Annotated in this window: 14 protein-coding genes; 9 read left to right on the top strand and 5 right to left on the bottom strand. The window is 71.0% G+C overall.

Features of this window, described 5'->3' with window-relative positions:
* The first annotated feature begins 115 nt into the window (after positions 1–115).
* The 3 genes from ACWEJ6_RS14460 (at position 116) to ACWEJ6_RS14450 (ending at position 2467) form a co-directional block, all read left to right on the top strand.
* Positions 116–1099 carry a polyprenyl synthetase family protein gene (locus ACWEJ6_RS14460; RefSeq protein WP_452423928.1) on the top strand — a complete coding sequence of 328 codons (984 nt, stop codon included), beginning with the start codon at positions 116–118 and terminating at the stop codon, positions 1097–1099.
* A gap of 84 nt (positions 1100–1183) precedes the next feature.
* On the top strand, positions 1184–1858 hold the full coding sequence (locus tag ACWEJ6_RS14455; RefSeq protein ID WP_352362137.1) for a hypothetical protein: 675 nt from the start codon (positions 1184–1186) through the stop codon (positions 1856–1858).
* 48 nt (positions 1859–1906) lie between these two features.
* Positions 1907–2467: a thymidylate synthase family protein gene (locus tag ACWEJ6_RS14450; RefSeq protein ID WP_358291385.1), complete on the top strand. Its 561-nt coding sequence runs from the start codon at positions 1907–1909 to the stop codon at positions 2465–2467.
* Here ACWEJ6_RS14450 and ACWEJ6_RS14445 read toward each other — a convergent pair.
* Entirely contained in the window at positions 2445–3875 is a 1431-nt protein-coding gene (locus ACWEJ6_RS14445) for an MFS transporter (protein WP_452423926.1), read from the bottom strand. The two genes, ACWEJ6_RS14450 and ACWEJ6_RS14445, sit on opposite strands and share 23 nt — an antisense overlap.
* A 41-nt stretch (positions 3876–3916) precedes the next feature.
* Entirely contained in the window at positions 3917–4645 is a 729-nt protein-coding gene (locus ACWEJ6_RS14440; RefSeq protein WP_452423924.1) for a class I SAM-dependent methyltransferase, read from the bottom strand.
* Between the two features lie 127 nt (positions 4646–4772).
* On the opposite strand from ACWEJ6_RS14440, the gene ACWEJ6_RS14435 reads away from it, so the two are divergent.
* The 3 genes from ACWEJ6_RS14435 to ACWEJ6_RS14425 all read left to right on the top strand — a co-directional run bounded on the left by ACWEJ6_RS14435 (position 4773) and on the right by ACWEJ6_RS14425 (position 7644).
* Positions 4773–6152: an LCP family protein gene (locus ACWEJ6_RS14435; RefSeq protein WP_387671691.1), complete on the top strand. Its 1380-nt coding sequence runs from the start codon at positions 4773–4775 to the stop codon at positions 6150–6152.
* 98 nt (positions 6153–6250) lie between these two features.
* The gene (locus tag ACWEJ6_RS14430) at positions 6251–7180 is read left to right on the top strand and encodes an ATP-binding protein (RefSeq protein ID WP_452423921.1); all 930 of its coding nucleotides are present in this window, start codon (positions 6251–6253) and stop codon (positions 7178–7180) included.
* Between the two features lie 77 nt (positions 7181–7257).
* Entirely contained in the window at positions 7258–7644 is a 387-nt protein-coding gene (locus ACWEJ6_RS14425; protein ID WP_358291377.1) for an SCO5389 family protein, read from the top strand.
* 35 nt (positions 7645–7679) lie between these two features.
* On the opposite strand, the gene ACWEJ6_RS14420 is transcribed toward ACWEJ6_RS14425, so the two are convergent.
* Genes ACWEJ6_RS14420 through ACWEJ6_RS14410 form a run of 3 tightly spaced genes read right to left on the bottom strand, consistent with a single transcriptional unit; the run spans position 7680 to position 10294 of the window.
* Positions 7680–8660 carry an LLM class flavin-dependent oxidoreductase gene (locus ACWEJ6_RS14420; protein WP_452423919.1) on the bottom strand — a complete coding sequence of 327 codons (981 nt, stop codon included), beginning with the start codon at positions 8658–8660 and terminating at the stop codon, positions 7680–7682.
* A 17-nt stretch (positions 8661–8677) separates the two neighbouring features.
* A complete protein-coding gene (locus ACWEJ6_RS14415; protein WP_452423917.1) occupies positions 8678–9349 on the bottom strand; it encodes a ribonuclease HII in 672 nt (223 codons plus the stop codon).
* 9 nt (positions 9350–9358) lie between these two features.
* Positions 9359–10294 (bottom strand): LysR family transcriptional regulator, encoded by a 936-nt coding sequence (locus ACWEJ6_RS14410; RefSeq protein ID WP_387671698.1) that lies wholly within the window; start codon positions 10292–10294, stop codon positions 9359–9361.
* Between the two features lie 79 nt (positions 10295–10373).
* Between ACWEJ6_RS14410 and ACWEJ6_RS14405 the strand changes: the two genes are divergently transcribed.
* The 3 genes from ACWEJ6_RS14405 to ACWEJ6_RS14395 all read left to right on the top strand — a co-directional run bounded on the left by ACWEJ6_RS14405 (position 10374) and on the right by ACWEJ6_RS14395 (position 15707).
* On the top strand, positions 10374–11660 hold the full coding sequence (locus ACWEJ6_RS14405; RefSeq protein ID WP_449914045.1) for a pyridoxal phosphate-dependent aminotransferase: 1287 nt from the start codon (positions 10374–10376) through the stop codon (positions 11658–11660).
* Positions 11661–11801: 141 nt separating this feature from the next.
* Complete coding sequence (locus tag ACWEJ6_RS14400; RefSeq protein ID WP_352318377.1) at positions 11802–12446, top strand: GNAT family N-acetyltransferase; 645 nt, start codon at positions 11802–11804, stop codon at positions 12444–12446.
* Positions 12447–12701: 255 nt separating this feature from the next.
* On the top strand, positions 12702–15707 hold the full coding sequence (locus ACWEJ6_RS14395) for an AfsR/SARP family transcriptional regulator (RefSeq protein ID WP_452423914.1): 3006 nt from the start codon (positions 12702–12704) through the stop codon (positions 15705–15707).
* Positions 15708–15859: the final 152 nt, after the last annotated feature.

Raw genomic sequence — 15859 nt, 5'->3', positions numbered from 1 at the left:
CTAAGCCCGGGGGACATCCTGTCGTACCCGCTCACACGATGTCAGGGTCAAGGGCTGAGAGCGTCCTCAGCGTCTCTCAGGAGGGGCACAGCGGCGCGGGAGCAGGCTTGGTCCCATGGAGCAACTCGTGAACAGCCCCGCCGTCAGCCAGGGTCTGCGCAAGGTCGAGGCCAGGATCAGGCGGCTCAGCGGCTCGTCCGCGCTGCCGGGGATCAACGCGGGCGCCGGGCGGATCGTCAGCGCCGGAGGCAAGCGGTTGCGTCCGGCGCTGACGCTGGCGACCTCGCTCGCCCTCGGCAAGGCCCCCGACCGCCGGGTGATCACGGCCGCCGCGTGCGTGGAGCTGATCCACGCAGGCTCGCTCGTGCACGACGACCTCATGGACCGGGCGACCGAGCGGCGCGGCACCCGTACGCTCAACGCCGAGCTGGGCGAGGGCAAGGCCCTGGTGATCGGCGACTTCATGCTGGCCAGGGCGGGGCTGGCGGCCATCACCGCGGTGTCCAGGCCGGTCGCCGAGGTGCTCGCGGCCACCGTGGTGGAGCTGGCCGAGGGCCAGTACCTGGAGACGAGCGACCTGTTCAACCCGGCCAGGACCAGGGAGAGCGCGCTGCGTTCGATCACCGGCAAGACCGCCGCGCTGTTCCGGGCCGGCTGCCTGGTGGCGGCCGTCTGCGCGCGGGCTTCGACCGAGGACCGGGCGCGCGTGGCGGCGTACGGCGAGAAGTTCGGGCTGATCTTCCAGGTGCTGGACGACCTGCTCGACCTGACCGCCTCCAGCGCCCAGCTCGGCAAGCCGGCCGGCAACGACCTGCGGCAGGGCGTCTACAGCCTGCCGCTGCTCCTGTCCGGCACCGATCTCGGCGACCTGCTCGGCCGCGACATGAGCGACGAGCAGGTGGACGAGGCGCTGCGCCGCCTGCGCGCGGGCGACCTGGTGCCCAACACGCTGGAGTTCTGCCGCGGCCTGGCCTCGGACGCGCTGGCCGCCCTCCCGGTGATCCACGACAGGGAGATCGCGGCCCTGCTGTACAGCCTCCCGACGGCCTACATCGACCACGTCGCGGGGGTGTCGTCGCAGTTGACGGGCGTCAGTTGAGATTTGTTGGAACAATTGGTAGGAATCGCCTCCACAACCCGGCGAATCGCGCTAATACTGGAGTCACGCACTACAGGAGCGCACATGCGAAAGATCCCCCCTCGCATGATGATCCGGGACGACGGGCTTGAGTCCAGTCACTTCCTCCAGCTCGCCGCCGTGGACTTCACCGGCATCTACGCGGTCCACCTGGCCGCGAAGGAAGAACGGCTGAAGATGACCAGGCTCGCCATGAGCCTGTTGTCGGGGCCGTTCCTCGCGGCCATCGCCCTGACCAGCGCCAAGGTGGTGGACCCGCAGAGCCTCACGGAGTGGCAGCGCGTGCCGTGGTACCTGTTCGCCCTGGTCACGGCGTTCGGGGTGCTCAGCGTGCTGCCGTTCCTGCGGCTGATCGAGGCGGTCCGCGCGCACGCCAGGACGGCCCGCGCGATCAACAACTTCCGCCTGCTGTACGCCTCCAGGCTCAAGGACCGGCTCGGCTGGAGCCCGAACCTGCCGATCGACCCCCGCTTCCCGGAGACGTACGCGCCGCTGGCCTGGCCCGGCATCAACGTGACCACGCTGGCGCTGGCGAACTCGGCCTACCTGACGGTGGGCCTCACCGGCCTGTGCGGGCAGGCGCCCAACCTGCTCCTGCTCACCTTCGGCATCCTCCTGGTCACGCTGGTCCACTACGCCGTCTACTACGTGCGCTGCAACGTGACCAGGCGGCGCCGGCTCCCGCGCGACCCCTACGAGTTCCCGGATCAGGAGACCTGAATGCCCGGCCCTGCGTCATGGGCGTCATGTGGGGAGGCGTGGATGTGGATGATGCGACATGTCTGGACGGCGGGCACACTCGCCGACGACGACCGCGGCCCCGTGATCGAGGCCCCGTCCGTGCTGTTCGAGATCGCCGAGGTGCGGGGCGACGACCCGATCATCGCGCGGTACGGCGACGCGGAACGGCTGGCCCTGTACAGCAGGAAGTTCAGCGAGGACGTGGTCGTGCCGCCGTTCAAGTACAGCTACGGCGCCCGGATCAGGGGGCAGCTCGCCTGGGCGGCCGACCTGCTGCGGGTCAAGCCGTACAGCAAGAGCGCGTGGATCTCGCTGACCATCCCCGGCGAGCCGTACGACGCGGTGCCCTGCCTGATCGGCGTGGCGTTCCGGATCCGGGACGGCGCGCTCGCCATGACCGCGACCTTCCGCTCCCAGAACGCCTTCACCAGCTACCTCAACTACCTGCCGCTCGCCGAGGTGCACGCGACCATGGCCCGCGACCTGGAACTGGACCGCGGGCCGATGCGGGTGTTCGTGGACGTGCCGCACCTGTACCTGGCCGACAGCACCCAGGTGCTGCGGGTCATGCGGCCCGCGCGGCGGTGAGCGGCGCGGCGATCTCCTCCAGCCCCTTGCGCTCGGCCTTGACCCCGAAGGCCAGCTCGACCAGCCCCGCGACGATCATCACGATCGCGCCGATCGAGAACGCCAGCGCCGTGTCGCCCGGCGCGCCGCTCTCGACCAGCGAGGCGAACACGAGCGGGCCGGCGATGCCGCCGGCGGCCGTGCCGATGGCGAAGAAGAACGCGATGGCCATCGCCCTGGTCTCCATGGGGAAGATCTCGCTCACCGTCAGGTACGCCGCGCTGGCCCCCGCCGAGGCCACGAAGAGCACCACGGACCAGCAGAGGGTCAGCGTCATCGCGGTCAGCGCGCCCTGGTTGAACAGCCAGGCGGTGCCGAGCAGCAGCACCCCGGAGCCGATGTAGGTCGCCGAGATCATGGGGACCCGGCCGACGGTGTCGAAGAGCCTGCCGAGCAGCAGCGGGCCGAGGAAGTTGCCGACCGCGATGATCGCGAAGTAGTAGCCCGTGTGCGAGTCGATCTTGAAGAACGTGGTGAGGATCTGGGCGTACCCGAAGGTGATCGCGTTGTAGAGGAACGCCTGGCCGATGAAGAGCGACAACCCGAGGACCGTGCGCTTGGGATAGAGCGCGACCATCGTGTGCGCGATCTTCAGGAAGCCGATCGATTTGCGCTGGTGGATGGTCATCGACTCCTGCGGCTCGGGCAGGTCCCGGCCGATCTGGCGTTCGATGTCGTCCACGATCTGCTCGGCCTCGCGGTCGCGGCCGTGGATGAACAGCCAGCGCGGGCTCTCCGGGACGTTCCTGCGCACCAGGAGGATGGCCAGGCCGAGCACCACGCCCAACCCGAACGCCACCCGCCAGCCGATGTTGACCGGCAGGTCGTTCAGCAGCGGCACGGTCAGCAGGGCGCCGCCCGCCGCGCCGAGCCAGTAGCTGCCGTTGATGATGATGTCGATGCGTCCCCGGTGGTGGCTCGGGATCAGCTCGTCGATGGCCGAGTTGATGGCCGCGTACTCGCCGCCGATGCCGAAACCGGTCATGAAGCGGAACAGGAAGAACCACCACGCGTCGAAGGACAGGGCGGTCATCAGCGTCGCCGCGAGGTAGACCACGAGCGTCAGCAGGAACAGCTTCTTCCTGCCGAACCTGTCGGTCAGCCAGCCGAAGAACAGCGCCCCCACGCAGGCCCCGGCCACGTAGAGGGCCGCGGCGAGGCCGGCGACCTGCGCCTGGGTGATGTCCAGGCCGCTGCCGGGCTTGGCGAGCTGCCCGGACAGGTTGCCGACGATGGTGACCTCTAATCCGTCGAGCACCCATACCGTGCCGAGACCGATGACGATCATCCAGTGCCAGCGGGACCACGGCAGCCGGTCCAGCCGTGCGGGCACCTTGGTAGTTACCGTGCCGGTATCCACGTCGCTCATAAGGGCACTTGGGTACCCGGTAAACGGATGGCAAACGTTCCCTACAAGGCAGGTTTTCTGGCCTCGACCAGGGTGGTGCCGAACCAGGGGCCGCCGTACCACAGGCGGGCGCCCAGGTCGCGCCGGCGGATGTCGATCACGCCCAGGTCGCGCAGGGCGTCCTCGTAATCGGGCGCGTGCCGGAAGTCCGCGATCAACATGAGCCCGCCGGGCCGCAGCACCCGATGGGCCTCGCCGATCGCCCGCCGGCGGCCTTCGGCGGAGGGGATGTTGTGGATCGCCAGGCTCGACACGACGACGTCGAACACGCCGTCCTCGAACGGCAGGTCGCGCATGTCGCCCGTGACCAGCTCGACCCGGTCGGCGACGCCTTCGGCCGCGGCGTTGGCCAGGGTGACGGCCGCGGCGTTGCCCGACTGGTCCTTCGAGCTCCACAGGTCGACGCCGGCCGCCCGTCCGAAGGTGAGCCGGGCGGCGGCGGCCAGCAGCACCGCGCCGCGTCCGCAGCCGAGGTCGAGCACCCGCTCACCGCCTTCGAGCGGCTCCAGCAGCTCGGCCCAGACGGCGAACTTGCCCCGGCGCGTGGTGTAGAGGTAGCTGGCCGCGCTGGCCAGCGTGTAGAGCCCGCCGAAGGCGAAGGCGATCCCGGCGGCGGGGATGTCCAGCACGAAGGAGAGCGCCGCGAGAGCCAGCAGGACGATGGCCCCGAAGAGCAGTCCGCCGAGGGCCCACGGTGCGTCGAATCCGTAGCTACCGTGTCGAGTGCTCACTCTCACGTTATATCTCAAGAGGGTCTTGACCGGGAATTGAGCAAACACTTCCCCTTCACCCTCAATTGGCCCGCAACGCAATAACTATGGTGACTTGGATGGGCTGGCATTGGGGGTTTGACCAGGCATGACAGGGAAAAAACGCGAATTCGGCCTAGGAGCGAGCATCGCGCTGACGGTGGCGTCGGCCGCGCTGTGGGGGGTGGCGCACCTGGCCACCCACCGTCACCGGATGGGCATCGCCCTCATGGCGGCCTACGTGCTGATGCTCGCCGGCGTCCTGACGGTGTTCACCGCGTTCAGCACCCGGCTGCTGTCGCTGGCGGTCCAGCCCGGCTGGCTCACGGTGCTCACCGTGGCGCTGGTCGGGATCGCGCTGGCGTGGACCGCGGTGATCATCCGGTCGTTCCTGCTCGTCCGTCCCGAGTCCTCCGACACCGCCGGACGTTTCCTGACCACCACGCTCGCGGCCGCCCTCTGCGCGCTCGTCCTGGCCCCCACCGCGTACGCCACCCGCATGGCCTACCTGTCCCGCGACGTCGTCAGCCACGTCTTCGCCACCACCACCAGCAGCGCCCCGGTCGTCGCCCAGGACCCGTGGAACGGCGCGAAGCGCGTCAACTTCCTGCTGATCGGCGCGGACGCCGCCCCCGGCCGCCCCGGCGTGCGCACCGACAGCATGACGGTGGCCAGCGTGGACACCGAGACCGGCGCCACCACCCTGTTCGGCCTGCCGCGCAACCTGCAGAAGGTCCAGCTCCCGCACGGCCCGGCCAGGAGCCGCTTCCCCTTCGGCTTCACCGGCGACGGCCCCAGCACCCCCGGCCTGCTCAACGAGATCTTCCAGTACGCCGAGGACCACCCGGAGACGGTCCCCGGCGTGGGCAAGGGCAAGCGCGGCCCGTCGCTGCTCAAGCGCACCGTCAGCGACATCCTCGGCATCCCGGTCAGCTACTACGCCATGGTCGACATGAAGGGCTTCGCCGAGATCGTCGACGCGATGGGCGGCGTCCGGGTCACCGTCAAGGACCCCATCGTGTACGGCAAGTACCGCGAGGGCCTGCTGCCCGCCGGCACCCGCAAACTGTCCGGCGAGGAGGCCCTCTGGTACGGCCGCTCCCGCACCGACAGCGACGACTACGTCCGCATGGGCCGCCAGAAGTGCCTGCTCAACGCGGTCGCCAAGCAGGCCGATCCGATGACCGTGCTGAAGAGCTTCGAGAAGCTGGCCGCGGCCACCAAGCGGGCCATCTCCAGCGACGTGCCCCAGGACCTGCTGCCCGCCCTGATCGAGCTGTCGGACAAGGTGAAGGACACCAGGATCCGGAGCCTCAGCTTCGTCCCGCCGCTGATCAGCACCGTCACGCCCGACTGGTACCTGATCAGGCGCAAGGTCTCCGAGGCCCTGGACGAGCGCCCGGCCAACCGGTCGGCGAGCGCGCACCACTCCGCCGCCCCGACCCAGGACCCGGAGAACCCGGTCAGCCTGGACGCCGCCTGCGGCTGAACCTCACCTTTCCGACAGCCATCACCCCAGCACGGAGTGTGGCATGATGGTGCGCGGGCCTAACGGAAACGATTTTCATCGTCATTTCAGGAGCGCACGTGAGAGTGGCATTCGTCGGCAAGGGCGGCAGCGGGAAGACGACGATCTCGGCGCTGTTCGCGCGGCACGTGGCGGCCCAGGACGACCCGGTGGTCGTCATGGACGCCGACATCAACCAGCACCTGGCCCTGGTGCTCGGCCTCGACGCCCAGCCCGAGCCGCTCGGGGCCCACCTCACCGAGATCAAAGACCTGCTGCGCGGCGACAACCCGCGCATCGCCTCGGCCGAGACCATGGTCAAGACCACCCCGCCGGGCCGCGGCTCGCGCCTGCTGGGCTTCGACGACCTGGCCGCGCTCGACTACGCCGTGACCACCCCCCATGGCCTGCGCCTGCTGGCCACGGGCCCGTTCGACGACGACGACCTCGGCGTGGCCTGCTACCACTCGAAGGTCGGCGCGGTGGAGCTGCTGCTCAACCACCTGGTCGACGGCCAGGGCGAATACGTCGTGGTCGACATGACCGCCGGCTCCGACTCCTTCGCCTCCGGGCTGTTCACCCGGTTCGACCTGACGTTCCTCGTCGCCGAGCCGACCAGGCAGGGCGTGAGCGTCTACGAGCAGTACCGCGATCACGCGGCCAAGTACGACGTCGCGCTCGCCGTGGTCGGCAACAAGGTCCACGGCCCGTCCGACGTGGAGTTCCTCCGCGCGCACGTGGGCGACGACCTGCTGACCTGGATGGAGCACTCCTCGGCGGTGCGCGCCATGGAGCAGGGCCGCCACTTCACGCTCGACGACCTGGAGCCGGCCAACACCGAGGCGCTGGCCGTCCTGCGCAAGACCCTCGACGCGCAGGAGAAGGACTGGCCGCGCTTCGGCCGCCAGACCGCGGAGTTCCACCTGCGCAACGCCCGCGCGTGGGCCAACGCCCGCACGGGAGCCGACCTGGCTGAGCAGATCGATCCCGACTTCGTGTACGGCCCCTAAAACACACCTCCAGGTCTCTGGAGCTACCCCCTTCTCCCGCATAACGTCAGATTCGATCCCCTTCGAGAGGAGACAGCATGTCGCTGACCGTCCCGAACGATCTGCTGGACCAGGCCCGAGCCGGAGACGTGGACGACGCCGCGTTCGTCGCCTGCGTCCGCGACTCACTCCCCTACGCGTGGTCGCTGATCAGCGAGCTGGTCGCCGAGCGCGCGCAGAGCGGAGCCGAGTTCGCCGACAACCAGGTGCCACCGCCGTCCGAGGAGGCACGCGGCCAGCTCCTGCGGTGTCTGGCGAGCGACGCGATGCGCGGCGCGCTCGAACGCCACTTCGGCGTACGGCTGGCCTTCCAGAACTGCCACCGGGTCGCCGTCTTCGACCCGTCGGCCACCAAGGCCCTCGACGAGTTCGTCACCCCGCGGGCCCAGATCCTCAACCAGAAACCGGAGCTGGTCGACTGCTGAACCCACGGGCGAGCCGGGCCGTCCCGGCTCGCCCGTCAGTCCGCCAACAGGGGGATGACCTCGGCGCCGATGCGGCGCACGTCCTCCAGGGCCCGCCGGTGGTCGCCGATGCCCTCCACGGTCAGGATCACGTGCTCGATCCCGGTGCTCTCGGCCGTGCGCCGCAGCACCTCGGCGCAGTGGGCGGGCGAGCCGACCGGATGGATGCGCGTCAGCAGGTCGACGTAGGCGGTGACGTCCCGCGAGGGGCGCGGCCGGCCGTCCACCGGCAGGTAACCGGCCAGGCCGGGGCCCAGCCACGCGGGCATCGACTCCTTCAGCTCCCGGACGGCCGCCTCGGTCGAGTCGGCCACGTGCGCCACCCCGGCCGCCAGGTGTCCCGCCGGGCTCCCGCCCCGCGCGACGTGCTCGGCGACCAGCAGGGCCTTGTCGTGGTCGCCGATGTGCATGCCGAGCAGCATCGGCAGCCCGCGCTCGGCCGCCAGCGCCACCGTCGAGCCCGACGTGCACGCCACCACGGGCCGCAGCCGGGCCTGCGGCACCAGGGCGACCTCCCTGAACCGGAAGAACTCCCCCTCGGCCGCCACCGACCCCGTGGACAGGGCCTCGACCAGCAGGTCGAGCGACTCGGCGAAGCCCCGCTCGAACCGGTCGAGCCCGGTGCCGAACACCTCCAGGTCGACCCACGGGCCGCCCCTTCCGACGCCGGGCGTGAACCGCCCGCCCGACAGGTGGTGGAGCATGGCCGCCTGCTCGGCCAGCGCCACGGGATGCCGGCACGACAGCACGCTGACCGCCGTGCCGAGCCCGATCCGGCTGGTGCGCCCCGCCGCCACGGCGGCCAGCGTGACCGCCGACGGGCACACGCCGTAGGACATGAAGTGGTGCTCGGCGATCCAGGCATCGTGGAACCCGGCCGCCTCGGCGGCCTCGATCAGCTCCACCGAGTTCCGCAGGACCTGCCCTGGGTCCTGGCCGGGAAAGCAGGCCGCGATGACGAAGATCCCGATCCGCACTCCCCCGATCCTACGGCTCAGCCGAACAGCGCGGCCTGCCCTTCACCCACGAGCGGATCCCTGACCTGCTTCAGATGCCGCCACTGCGGCAGGTCGTCCAGGTAGGACCAGGAGAGCCGGTGGTGCGGTGTGGGGCCGAGCCGGGCCAGGGCGTCCTGGTGGGCGGGCGAGGGGTATCCGGCGTTCTCCGCGAAGCCGTACTCCTCATGCCCGATCGTGCCCATGTAGGCGTCCCGCCGCACCTTGGCCAGGACCGAGGCCGCCGCGACCGAGACGCTGGCCGCGTCGCCCTTGATCTCCAGGCGGACCGGCCAGGGGGCGCCGATGTAGTCGTGCTTGCCGTCGAGGATCACGGCGTCGGGGCGCACCGGCAGGGCTTCCAGCGCCCGGCGGGCGGCCCTGCGCAGCGCCTCGGTCATGCCGAGCGCGTCGATCTCGGCGTGGCTCGCCTCGCCGAACCCGATGCCGGCCGCCCATGCGGCCAGCTCGTCGGCGAGCGGGCCGCGCTTGGCGGCCGAGACCTGCTTGGAGTCGGTCAGGCCGGGCGGCGGCTCGGACAGATCGGTCACGACGGCGCAGACCGTCACCGGCCCCGCCCACGCGCCCCTGCCCACCTCGTCGACGCCCGCGACCGTGCGGGTGCTCGGCATGGACAGCAGGAGCTGCTCGATCTCGTACGTCGGCGCCATGGGCAGACGCTACCGCTCGGCCGGGGTCACCGGCTCCAGATCGCCGGCGATGTACCGGGCGGCCACGTGGATCGCCCGCAACGTCACCGACACCGACGGCCGGTGCACGCTGGACCGGCGGGCGACCGCGTGCACGTCGCGGCCGACCGGGTTGCCGGGGAACTCCCTGACCGCCAGCCCGCGTACCCCGGCGGCCAGCGCGAGCGCGGGCACCGCGGCGATGCCGATGCCCTTGGCGACGAGGGACAGGATCGTCCCGAGCCCCTCGAACTCCCAGGGCGTCGGCCGGGTGCCGCCGACGTCCACGAACAGCCGATCGACGGCCAGGCGCGAGGGCTCGCCGTCGGGGGTGGCCATCCAGGGCTCGTCGCGCAGCTCGCGCAGGTCGAGCGGCACCCCGGGGTCGGCCAGCCGGTGCCTGCGCGGCACGACGAGCACGATGGGGTCGCGCAGCAGGGGGAAGACCCGCAGGCTCTCGCTCTCGCGGACCGACCCGTACCAGTCGTCGACGAGGGCGATGTCCACCTCGCCCGACTGGACCTCCCGCATGCCGCGCCCCGACCTGCTCTGGCCCAGGCGGAGCGTCAGCTCGGTGTGGCGGCGCAGCGAACGCGCGAGCGCCGGCGCGAATGCCACGGCCGCTGTGGGGAAGGCGGTGACGACGACGCGCCCCGAGGGGGTGCCCGCATGGGCGGAGAGGTCGGACTCGGCCTCCTCGACCATTGACAGGATGCGTTCGGCGTGCTGGACGAGCCGGCGTCCGGCGTCGGTCAGCTCCGCGCTGCGCGCGGTTCTGTCGATCAGCGCGGTGCCGGTCTCCCGTTCCAGCGCCGCGAGCTGCTGGGAGACGGCCGAGGGGCTGTAGCCCAATGACTCGGCGGCGGCCGCGATGCTGCCCCGGCGAGCGAACTCACAGATCAGCACCAAACGCCGGAATTCGAGCATCAGACTTCCTTACGCCTACCCACAAAAAGCCTCGCTTGTACTGATGCCTTCATACAACCACCCTGGGAACGTGACAAACATGACCGTGACCTTGTCCGCCACCTTGGCGGCGAACGAAGACATCGAACGAAGACGGCGCGCTGGGGAACGCGTGCTGCACCTGGCCTTCGGCGAGGCCGGTCTGCCCGTCCACCCGGCGCTGCGCGACAAGCTGGCCGCCGCTTCCGAGCGCAACGGCTACGGGCCGGTCGCGGGCGCGTCCGGGCTCCGGGCCGCGGCAGCGGGCTACTGGACACGACGGGGGCTCCTGACCGACCCCGAGCTGGTCGTCTGCGGACCTGGCAGCAAGTCGCTGCTGTACGGCCTGCTCCTGGCGATCGGCGGCGACATCGTCCTGCCCATGCCCAGCTGGGTCAGCTACGCCGCGCAGGCCGATCTGGTGGGCTCCCGTCCCATCCTGGTGCCCGCACCGCCAGGAGAGGGCGGGGTGCCCGACCCCGACCTGGTCGTCGCGGCGGTCCGCAAGGCCCGGTCGGCGGGCAGGACGGTCAGCTCCCTGCTGGTCACGCTGCCCGACAACCCGACCGGCCGGCTGGCCACGCCGGAGACCGTCGCCCGCCTGGCGGCCGTGGCCCGCGAGCTGGACCTGATCGTGATCTCCGACGAGATCTACCGCGACCTGGTCCACGACGAGTCGGCCGGCTACACCTCGCCGGCCGACCTCGCGCCCGAGCGCACGATCATCACCACCGGGCTCAGCAAGAGCCTGGCGCTCGGCGGGTGGCGGATCGGCGTGGCCCGGCTGCCCGAGGGCGCGCACGGGCTGCGTACCCGGCTGCTGGCGGTGGCCAGCGAGATCTGGTCGGCGCCGGCCGCGCCCGTCCAGGAGGCCGCGTCCTACGCCTTCGACGAGCCGCGCGAGCTGACCGACCGGGTCGCCGGCAGCCGGAGGTTGCACGGCATCGTGGCGCGGGCCGTCCACGAGCGGTTCACGGAGATCGGCGCCTCGGTGCCGCGACCTCAGGGAGGCTTCTACCTCTATCCCGACCTGAGCCACCTCAGGCTCGGCGGCTCCGCCGAGATCACCCGGATCCTGCTGGACGAGCACGGCATCGGCGTCCTGCCCGGACACGCCTTCGGCGACGACCCGTCGGCCGCCCGGGTACGCGTGGCGGTGAGCCTGCTCTACGGCGACTCGCCCGAAGAACGACTGACCGCGCTGAACAGCACAGATCCCCTTCAACTGCCATGGATCGCAGCGAATCTGAACCATCTGTCCATGGGTCTGAAGGAGCTCGCTCTGGTCCGTCACGGCGTCGTGGGTGAACGTCACCCGGCGCTGGTGCCGGCACCATGTCACGGTTAGGCGAATCTTTCCCCAAGAGCTGGTTTACCATCCACCAAATCAGCCCTCTGACCTGCGGAAACACCGCACATCCAGAAACCCGGGAAAGATGGCTTCGAGAGCCTGGTTACGCGCGCGCCGCGCGAGCCTCATCATGTGCTCATGCCCGCTCTTGTCACCTTGTCCGGGCGCTCCGTGCGCCTGGAACCTCTCAGCCACGCGGTGATCGACGATCTCGTCGCCGCGGCGAGTGAAGACCGCTCCACTTACGCCTTCACTCGCGTCCCGGACGGCCGGGACGAGATGGTCTCCTATGTGGAGGCCGCCATGGCTGAGCAGGCGGAGGGCCGCACGCTGCCCTTCGCCATCCGGTGGCTGAACACCGACCGCGTGGTCGGTGCCACCCGTCTCATGCACCTGGAGTATTGGCAGGGCCCCATGCCCTGGCCTCCGGGTACACGGGGTGCGGTGGGCGACATCCCGTCCGTGGCGGACATCGGTTACACCTGGCTGGGCGCCTGCGCCCAGGGCACCGGCGTCAACCGGGAGAGCAAGTTCCTCATGCTCTCACTCGCCTTCGAGACCTGGAACGTCCACCGCATCACACTCAAGGCAGATGTCAGGAACGTCCGATCCCGGGCCGCCATCGAGGCCCTCGGCGCACACTTCGACGGGGTGCGGCGAGCGGATAGCCGAGGCGCCGACAACACGGTCCGAGATACGGCCTTCTACTCGATCCTGAACTCCGAATGGCCGCTCGTCCGAGAACGGCTGGCCATGCGGCTCGGACTGGTAGAGGCAGCGTAGGAACATCGGCAACGGCCCCGCCCATACTTTTCCGGGCGGGGCCTGTATTTTTCCGCGTCCCCATCGGCTCTACATGACACGCCCCCGTGTCGGTGCGCCATGTACGGCCTGCCATCAGCATGCGGAGGCATGGTCAACACCTGATCAAAGGCGGATCAACGGTGTGTTCCGGCGATCAGCCCAGTTCTAGGTGGTAAGCGGTACTGGATCTATCATTTGGACACAAATCGTTCCATTGCCCGGGAGACAGACGGCATGGCTGGTCAGAGCGTTGAGGGCGGGCTGCGGTTCGCCGTGCTCGGTCCCGTCCGCGCGTGGCGCGAGGGGCAGGAACTCGACCTGGGCACCCCGCTGCAACGTTCGATCCTCGGCATGCTGCTCCTGCGGGAGGGCCGTGCGGTCACCCCCGCCGAGATGATCGACGCCGTGTGGGGCGAGGACGCGCCGCCCCGCGCCCTGGGCGCGCTGCGCACGTACGTCTCCCGCCTGCGCACGGTGCTCGAACCCGACAGGCCCGCCCGCTCCCGTCCCGAGCTGCTGACCTCCATCGGCCGGGGCTACGCCCTCCGCCTGCCCGACGACGCGCTCGACCTGACCCGCTTCGAACGCGGCCTCGCCGAGGCCGAGACCGCCCGCAAGGCCGGCCGGCTCTCCGCCGCCGCCGAGGGCATGCGGGCCGCGCTGACCCTGTTCGAGGGCGAGCCGCTGGCCGGCGCCGTCGGCCCGTACGCCGAGCACCAGCGCGACCGCCTGGCCGAACGCCGCGTCAGCGTCATCGAGACGCTCATGGACCTCGACCTGGAGCTGGGCGGGCACGCCGCGGTCGTGTCCGAGCTGATCGCGCTCACCGCCGAGCACCCCCTGCGCGAACGGCTGCGCGCCCAGCTCATGCTGGCCTACTACCGGTGCGGACGGCAGGGCGACGCCCTCAACGTGTTCACCGAGACCCGCGAGGCGCTGATCGACGAGCTGGGCATCGAGCCCGGCAGCGAGCTGACCGCCCTCCACCAGCGCATCCTGGCCGCCGACCCGGCGCTCACCCTCGTGCCGCCGCCCGCCGCCCCGGCCGAGCAGGCCGCCGGCGAGCCCGCGGCCGAGGAGGAGCCGCCCGCGCTCGAACTGCCCCGCCCGGCGCAGCTCCCGGCCGCGGTCAGCGACTTCACCGGGCGCAAGGAGGTGGCCGTCCGCGTCCACACCCTGCTGTCCGCGCAGTCGTCGGCCGAGGGGGTGCCGGTGGTGGCGTTGTGCGGCATCGGCGGCGTCGGCAAGACCACACTGGCCGTCCACGTGGCGCACGCGGCCGACGACCTGTTCCCCGACGGGCAGCTCTACGCCGACCTGCGCGGCCACAGCGACGAGGTGACCGCTCCGGAGTCGGCGCTCGGCGGCTTCCTGCGCGCGCTCGGCATCCCGCCCGACGTCATCCCCGACGGCCTGGCCGAACGTTCGGCGCTCTACCGCTCGCTGCTGTCCGACCGGCGCATCCTCGTGCTGCTGGACAACGCCCGCGACGCCGACCAGGTCAGCCCGCTGCTGCCGGGCTCGCCGGGCTGCGCGACGATCGTCACCAGCCGGGCCAAGCTGGCCGACCTGCCCGCGGCCCGGCTGATCGACCTCGACGTCATGGAGCCGGACGAGGCGCTGTCGCTGTTCTCCTCCGTGGCCGGGCCCGAGCGGGTGGCCGCCGAGCACGGCGCCGCCATGGACGTGGTCGCCGCCTGCGGTTTCCTGCCGCTGGCCGTCCGGATCGTGGCCGCCCGGCTGGCCGCCCGCCCCTCCTGGACGGTCGCCTCCCTGGTGCCCAGGCTGGCCGACGAGCAGCGCCGCCTCGACGAGCTGCGCGTGGGCAACCTGGCCGTCGAGGCCACCTTCGCGCTCGGCTACGGCCAGCTCGAACCGGCCCAGGCCCGCGCCTTCCGCCTGCTGTCCCTGCCGAAGGGCCCCGACATCTCGATCGGGGCCGCCGCGGCCGTCCTGGCGATGAACATGTACGAGGCCGAGGAGCTGCTGGAGTCGCTGGTCGACATGAGCCTCCTGGAGGCCACCGCGCCCGGGCGCTACCGCTTCCACGACCTGCTCAGGCTGTTCGCCAGGCGCGTCCTGGACAAGACCGAGCGTCCCGAGGACAAGACGCTGGCGCTGCGCCGGCTGCTCGGCTTCTACCTGGCCTCGTCCCGGTCCGCCCACCGTCTGGCCTACGAGGGCAGCATGATCCCCGACAACCTGGCCGTGGTCGGCAGCGGGCTCACCTTCACCACCGTCGACGAGGCCGTGGCCTGGCTGATCTCCGAGGGCGACTCGCTGTTCGCGGCCATCAACCAGGCCGCGACCACGTCCACCGCCGGCGAGCAGCTCCTGCCCGCCGCCGACATGCTGGTGGCCATGGAACCGCTGCTGGAGGCCGGCACCCACACCCGCGAGTTCGACCAGGGCACCCGCGCGGTGCTCGCCGCCGCACTGAACCTGGGCGACGAGGCGAGCGAGCTGCGCTCCCGGTACGTGCTGGGCCGGGTGCTGTTCGCCGGCAACCAGCTCTCGGAGTCCGAGACCCACTTCCGCCGCGTGTACGAGCTCTCCGACACCCGCGGCGAGAAGATCGTCACCGGCGAGGTGCTCAACGCGCTGGCCGTCGTCGTCGGCCGGCAGCGCCGCCACACCGAGGCCCTCACCCTGTTCGACGCCGCCTCCCGCTACTACCGCGAGAACGGCGTCCCCGCCGGCGAGGCCCTGGTGCTCAGCTACTCGGCCCGCGACCACCTGGGCCTCGGCCACGCCGACGACGCCATCGCCGCGGCGGAGAAGGGCCTGGCGATCTTTACCGAGATCGGCAGCGGCGCCGGCACCGCCCGCGCCCGCTACCACCTGGGCATCGTGCTCAGCCGGGTCGGCCGGCTCACCGAGGCGGTGCACCACCACGCCGAGTGCCTGGCCTTCTTCCGCTCCAGCAAGCAGCGGGTCTGGGAGCAACGCGTGTGCTCCCGGCTGGCCGAGACGTTCATCGCCGCCGGGCGCTACCCCGACGCCGTACGCCACGCCGAGCAGGCGCTCGTGGTCTCGCGCGAGATCGGCCATCCCTACGGCGAGGCGCTCTCGCTCACCGTGCTCGGCCGGGCGCTACGCGGACTGGGCAGCGCCGCCCGGAGCCTCGACTGCCTCAGGCAGGCCTACGACGTCTTCACCAGGCTCGGCGCCCCCGAGGCCGGCGACCTGAAGCTCCTGCTGGACGGCTTCGCCGTCGAACGGTCCGTCGTCGAGTCCTGAGTACAGCTCGTCGTCCAGACGTGTCATCCACACATGGTTGATCAAGGCTGTCCTTAGTCAATGCCGATGGCAGCCCGGCCGGTCATCCTGACCGCCACGCGTCGCCAGGGGGCCCGGTCATCCGGATGCTTCGCGTGACGGCTAGCCGCCTC

The organism is Nonomuraea sp. NPDC004702 (assembly GCF_053601695.1).
This window is presented reverse-complemented; position numbering and strand designations above follow the sequence as displayed.

Excerpts from the sequence above, each read along its gene's own strand:
- ACWEJ6_RS14400 (WP_352318377.1), top strand. The coding sequence starts at position 11,802 with ATGCCCGCTCTTGTCACCTTGTCCGGGCGCTCCGTGCGCCTGGAACCT.
- ACWEJ6_RS14435 (WP_387671691.1), top strand. The coding sequence starts at position 4,773 with ATGACAGGGAAAAAACGCGAATTCGGCCTAGGAGCGAGCATCGCGCTG.
- ACWEJ6_RS14415 (WP_452423917.1), bottom strand. The coding sequence starts at position 9,349 with ATGGCGCCGACGTACGAGATCGAGCAGCTCCTGCTGTCCATGCCGAGC.
- ACWEJ6_RS14405 (WP_449914045.1), top strand. The coding sequence starts at position 10,374 with ATGACCGTGACCTTGTCCGCCACCTTGGCGGCGAACGAAGACATCGAA.
- ACWEJ6_RS14410 (WP_387671698.1), bottom strand. The coding sequence starts at position 10,294 with ATGCTCGAATTCCGGCGTTTGGTGCTGATCTGTGAGTTCGCTCGCCGG.
- ACWEJ6_RS14425 (WP_358291377.1), top strand. The coding sequence starts at position 7,258 with ATGTCGCTGACCGTCCCGAACGATCTGCTGGACCAGGCCCGAGCCGGA.
- ACWEJ6_RS14395 (WP_452423914.1), top strand. The coding sequence starts at position 12,702 with ATGGCTGGTCAGAGCGTTGAGGGCGGGCTGCGGTTCGCCGTGCTCGGT.
- ACWEJ6_RS14460 (WP_452423928.1), top strand. The coding sequence starts at position 116 with ATGGAGCAACTCGTGAACAGCCCCGCCGTCAGCCAGGGTCTGCGCAAG.
- ACWEJ6_RS14450 (WP_358291385.1), top strand. The coding sequence starts at position 1,907 with ATGATGCGACATGTCTGGACGGCGGGCACACTCGCCGACGACGACCGC.
- ACWEJ6_RS14455 (WP_352362137.1), top strand. The coding sequence starts at position 1,184 with ATGCGAAAGATCCCCCCTCGCATGATGATCCGGGACGACGGGCTTGAG.
- ACWEJ6_RS14445 (WP_452423926.1), bottom strand. The coding sequence starts at position 3,875 with ATGAGCGACGTGGATACCGGCACGGTAACTACCAAGGTGCCCGCACGG.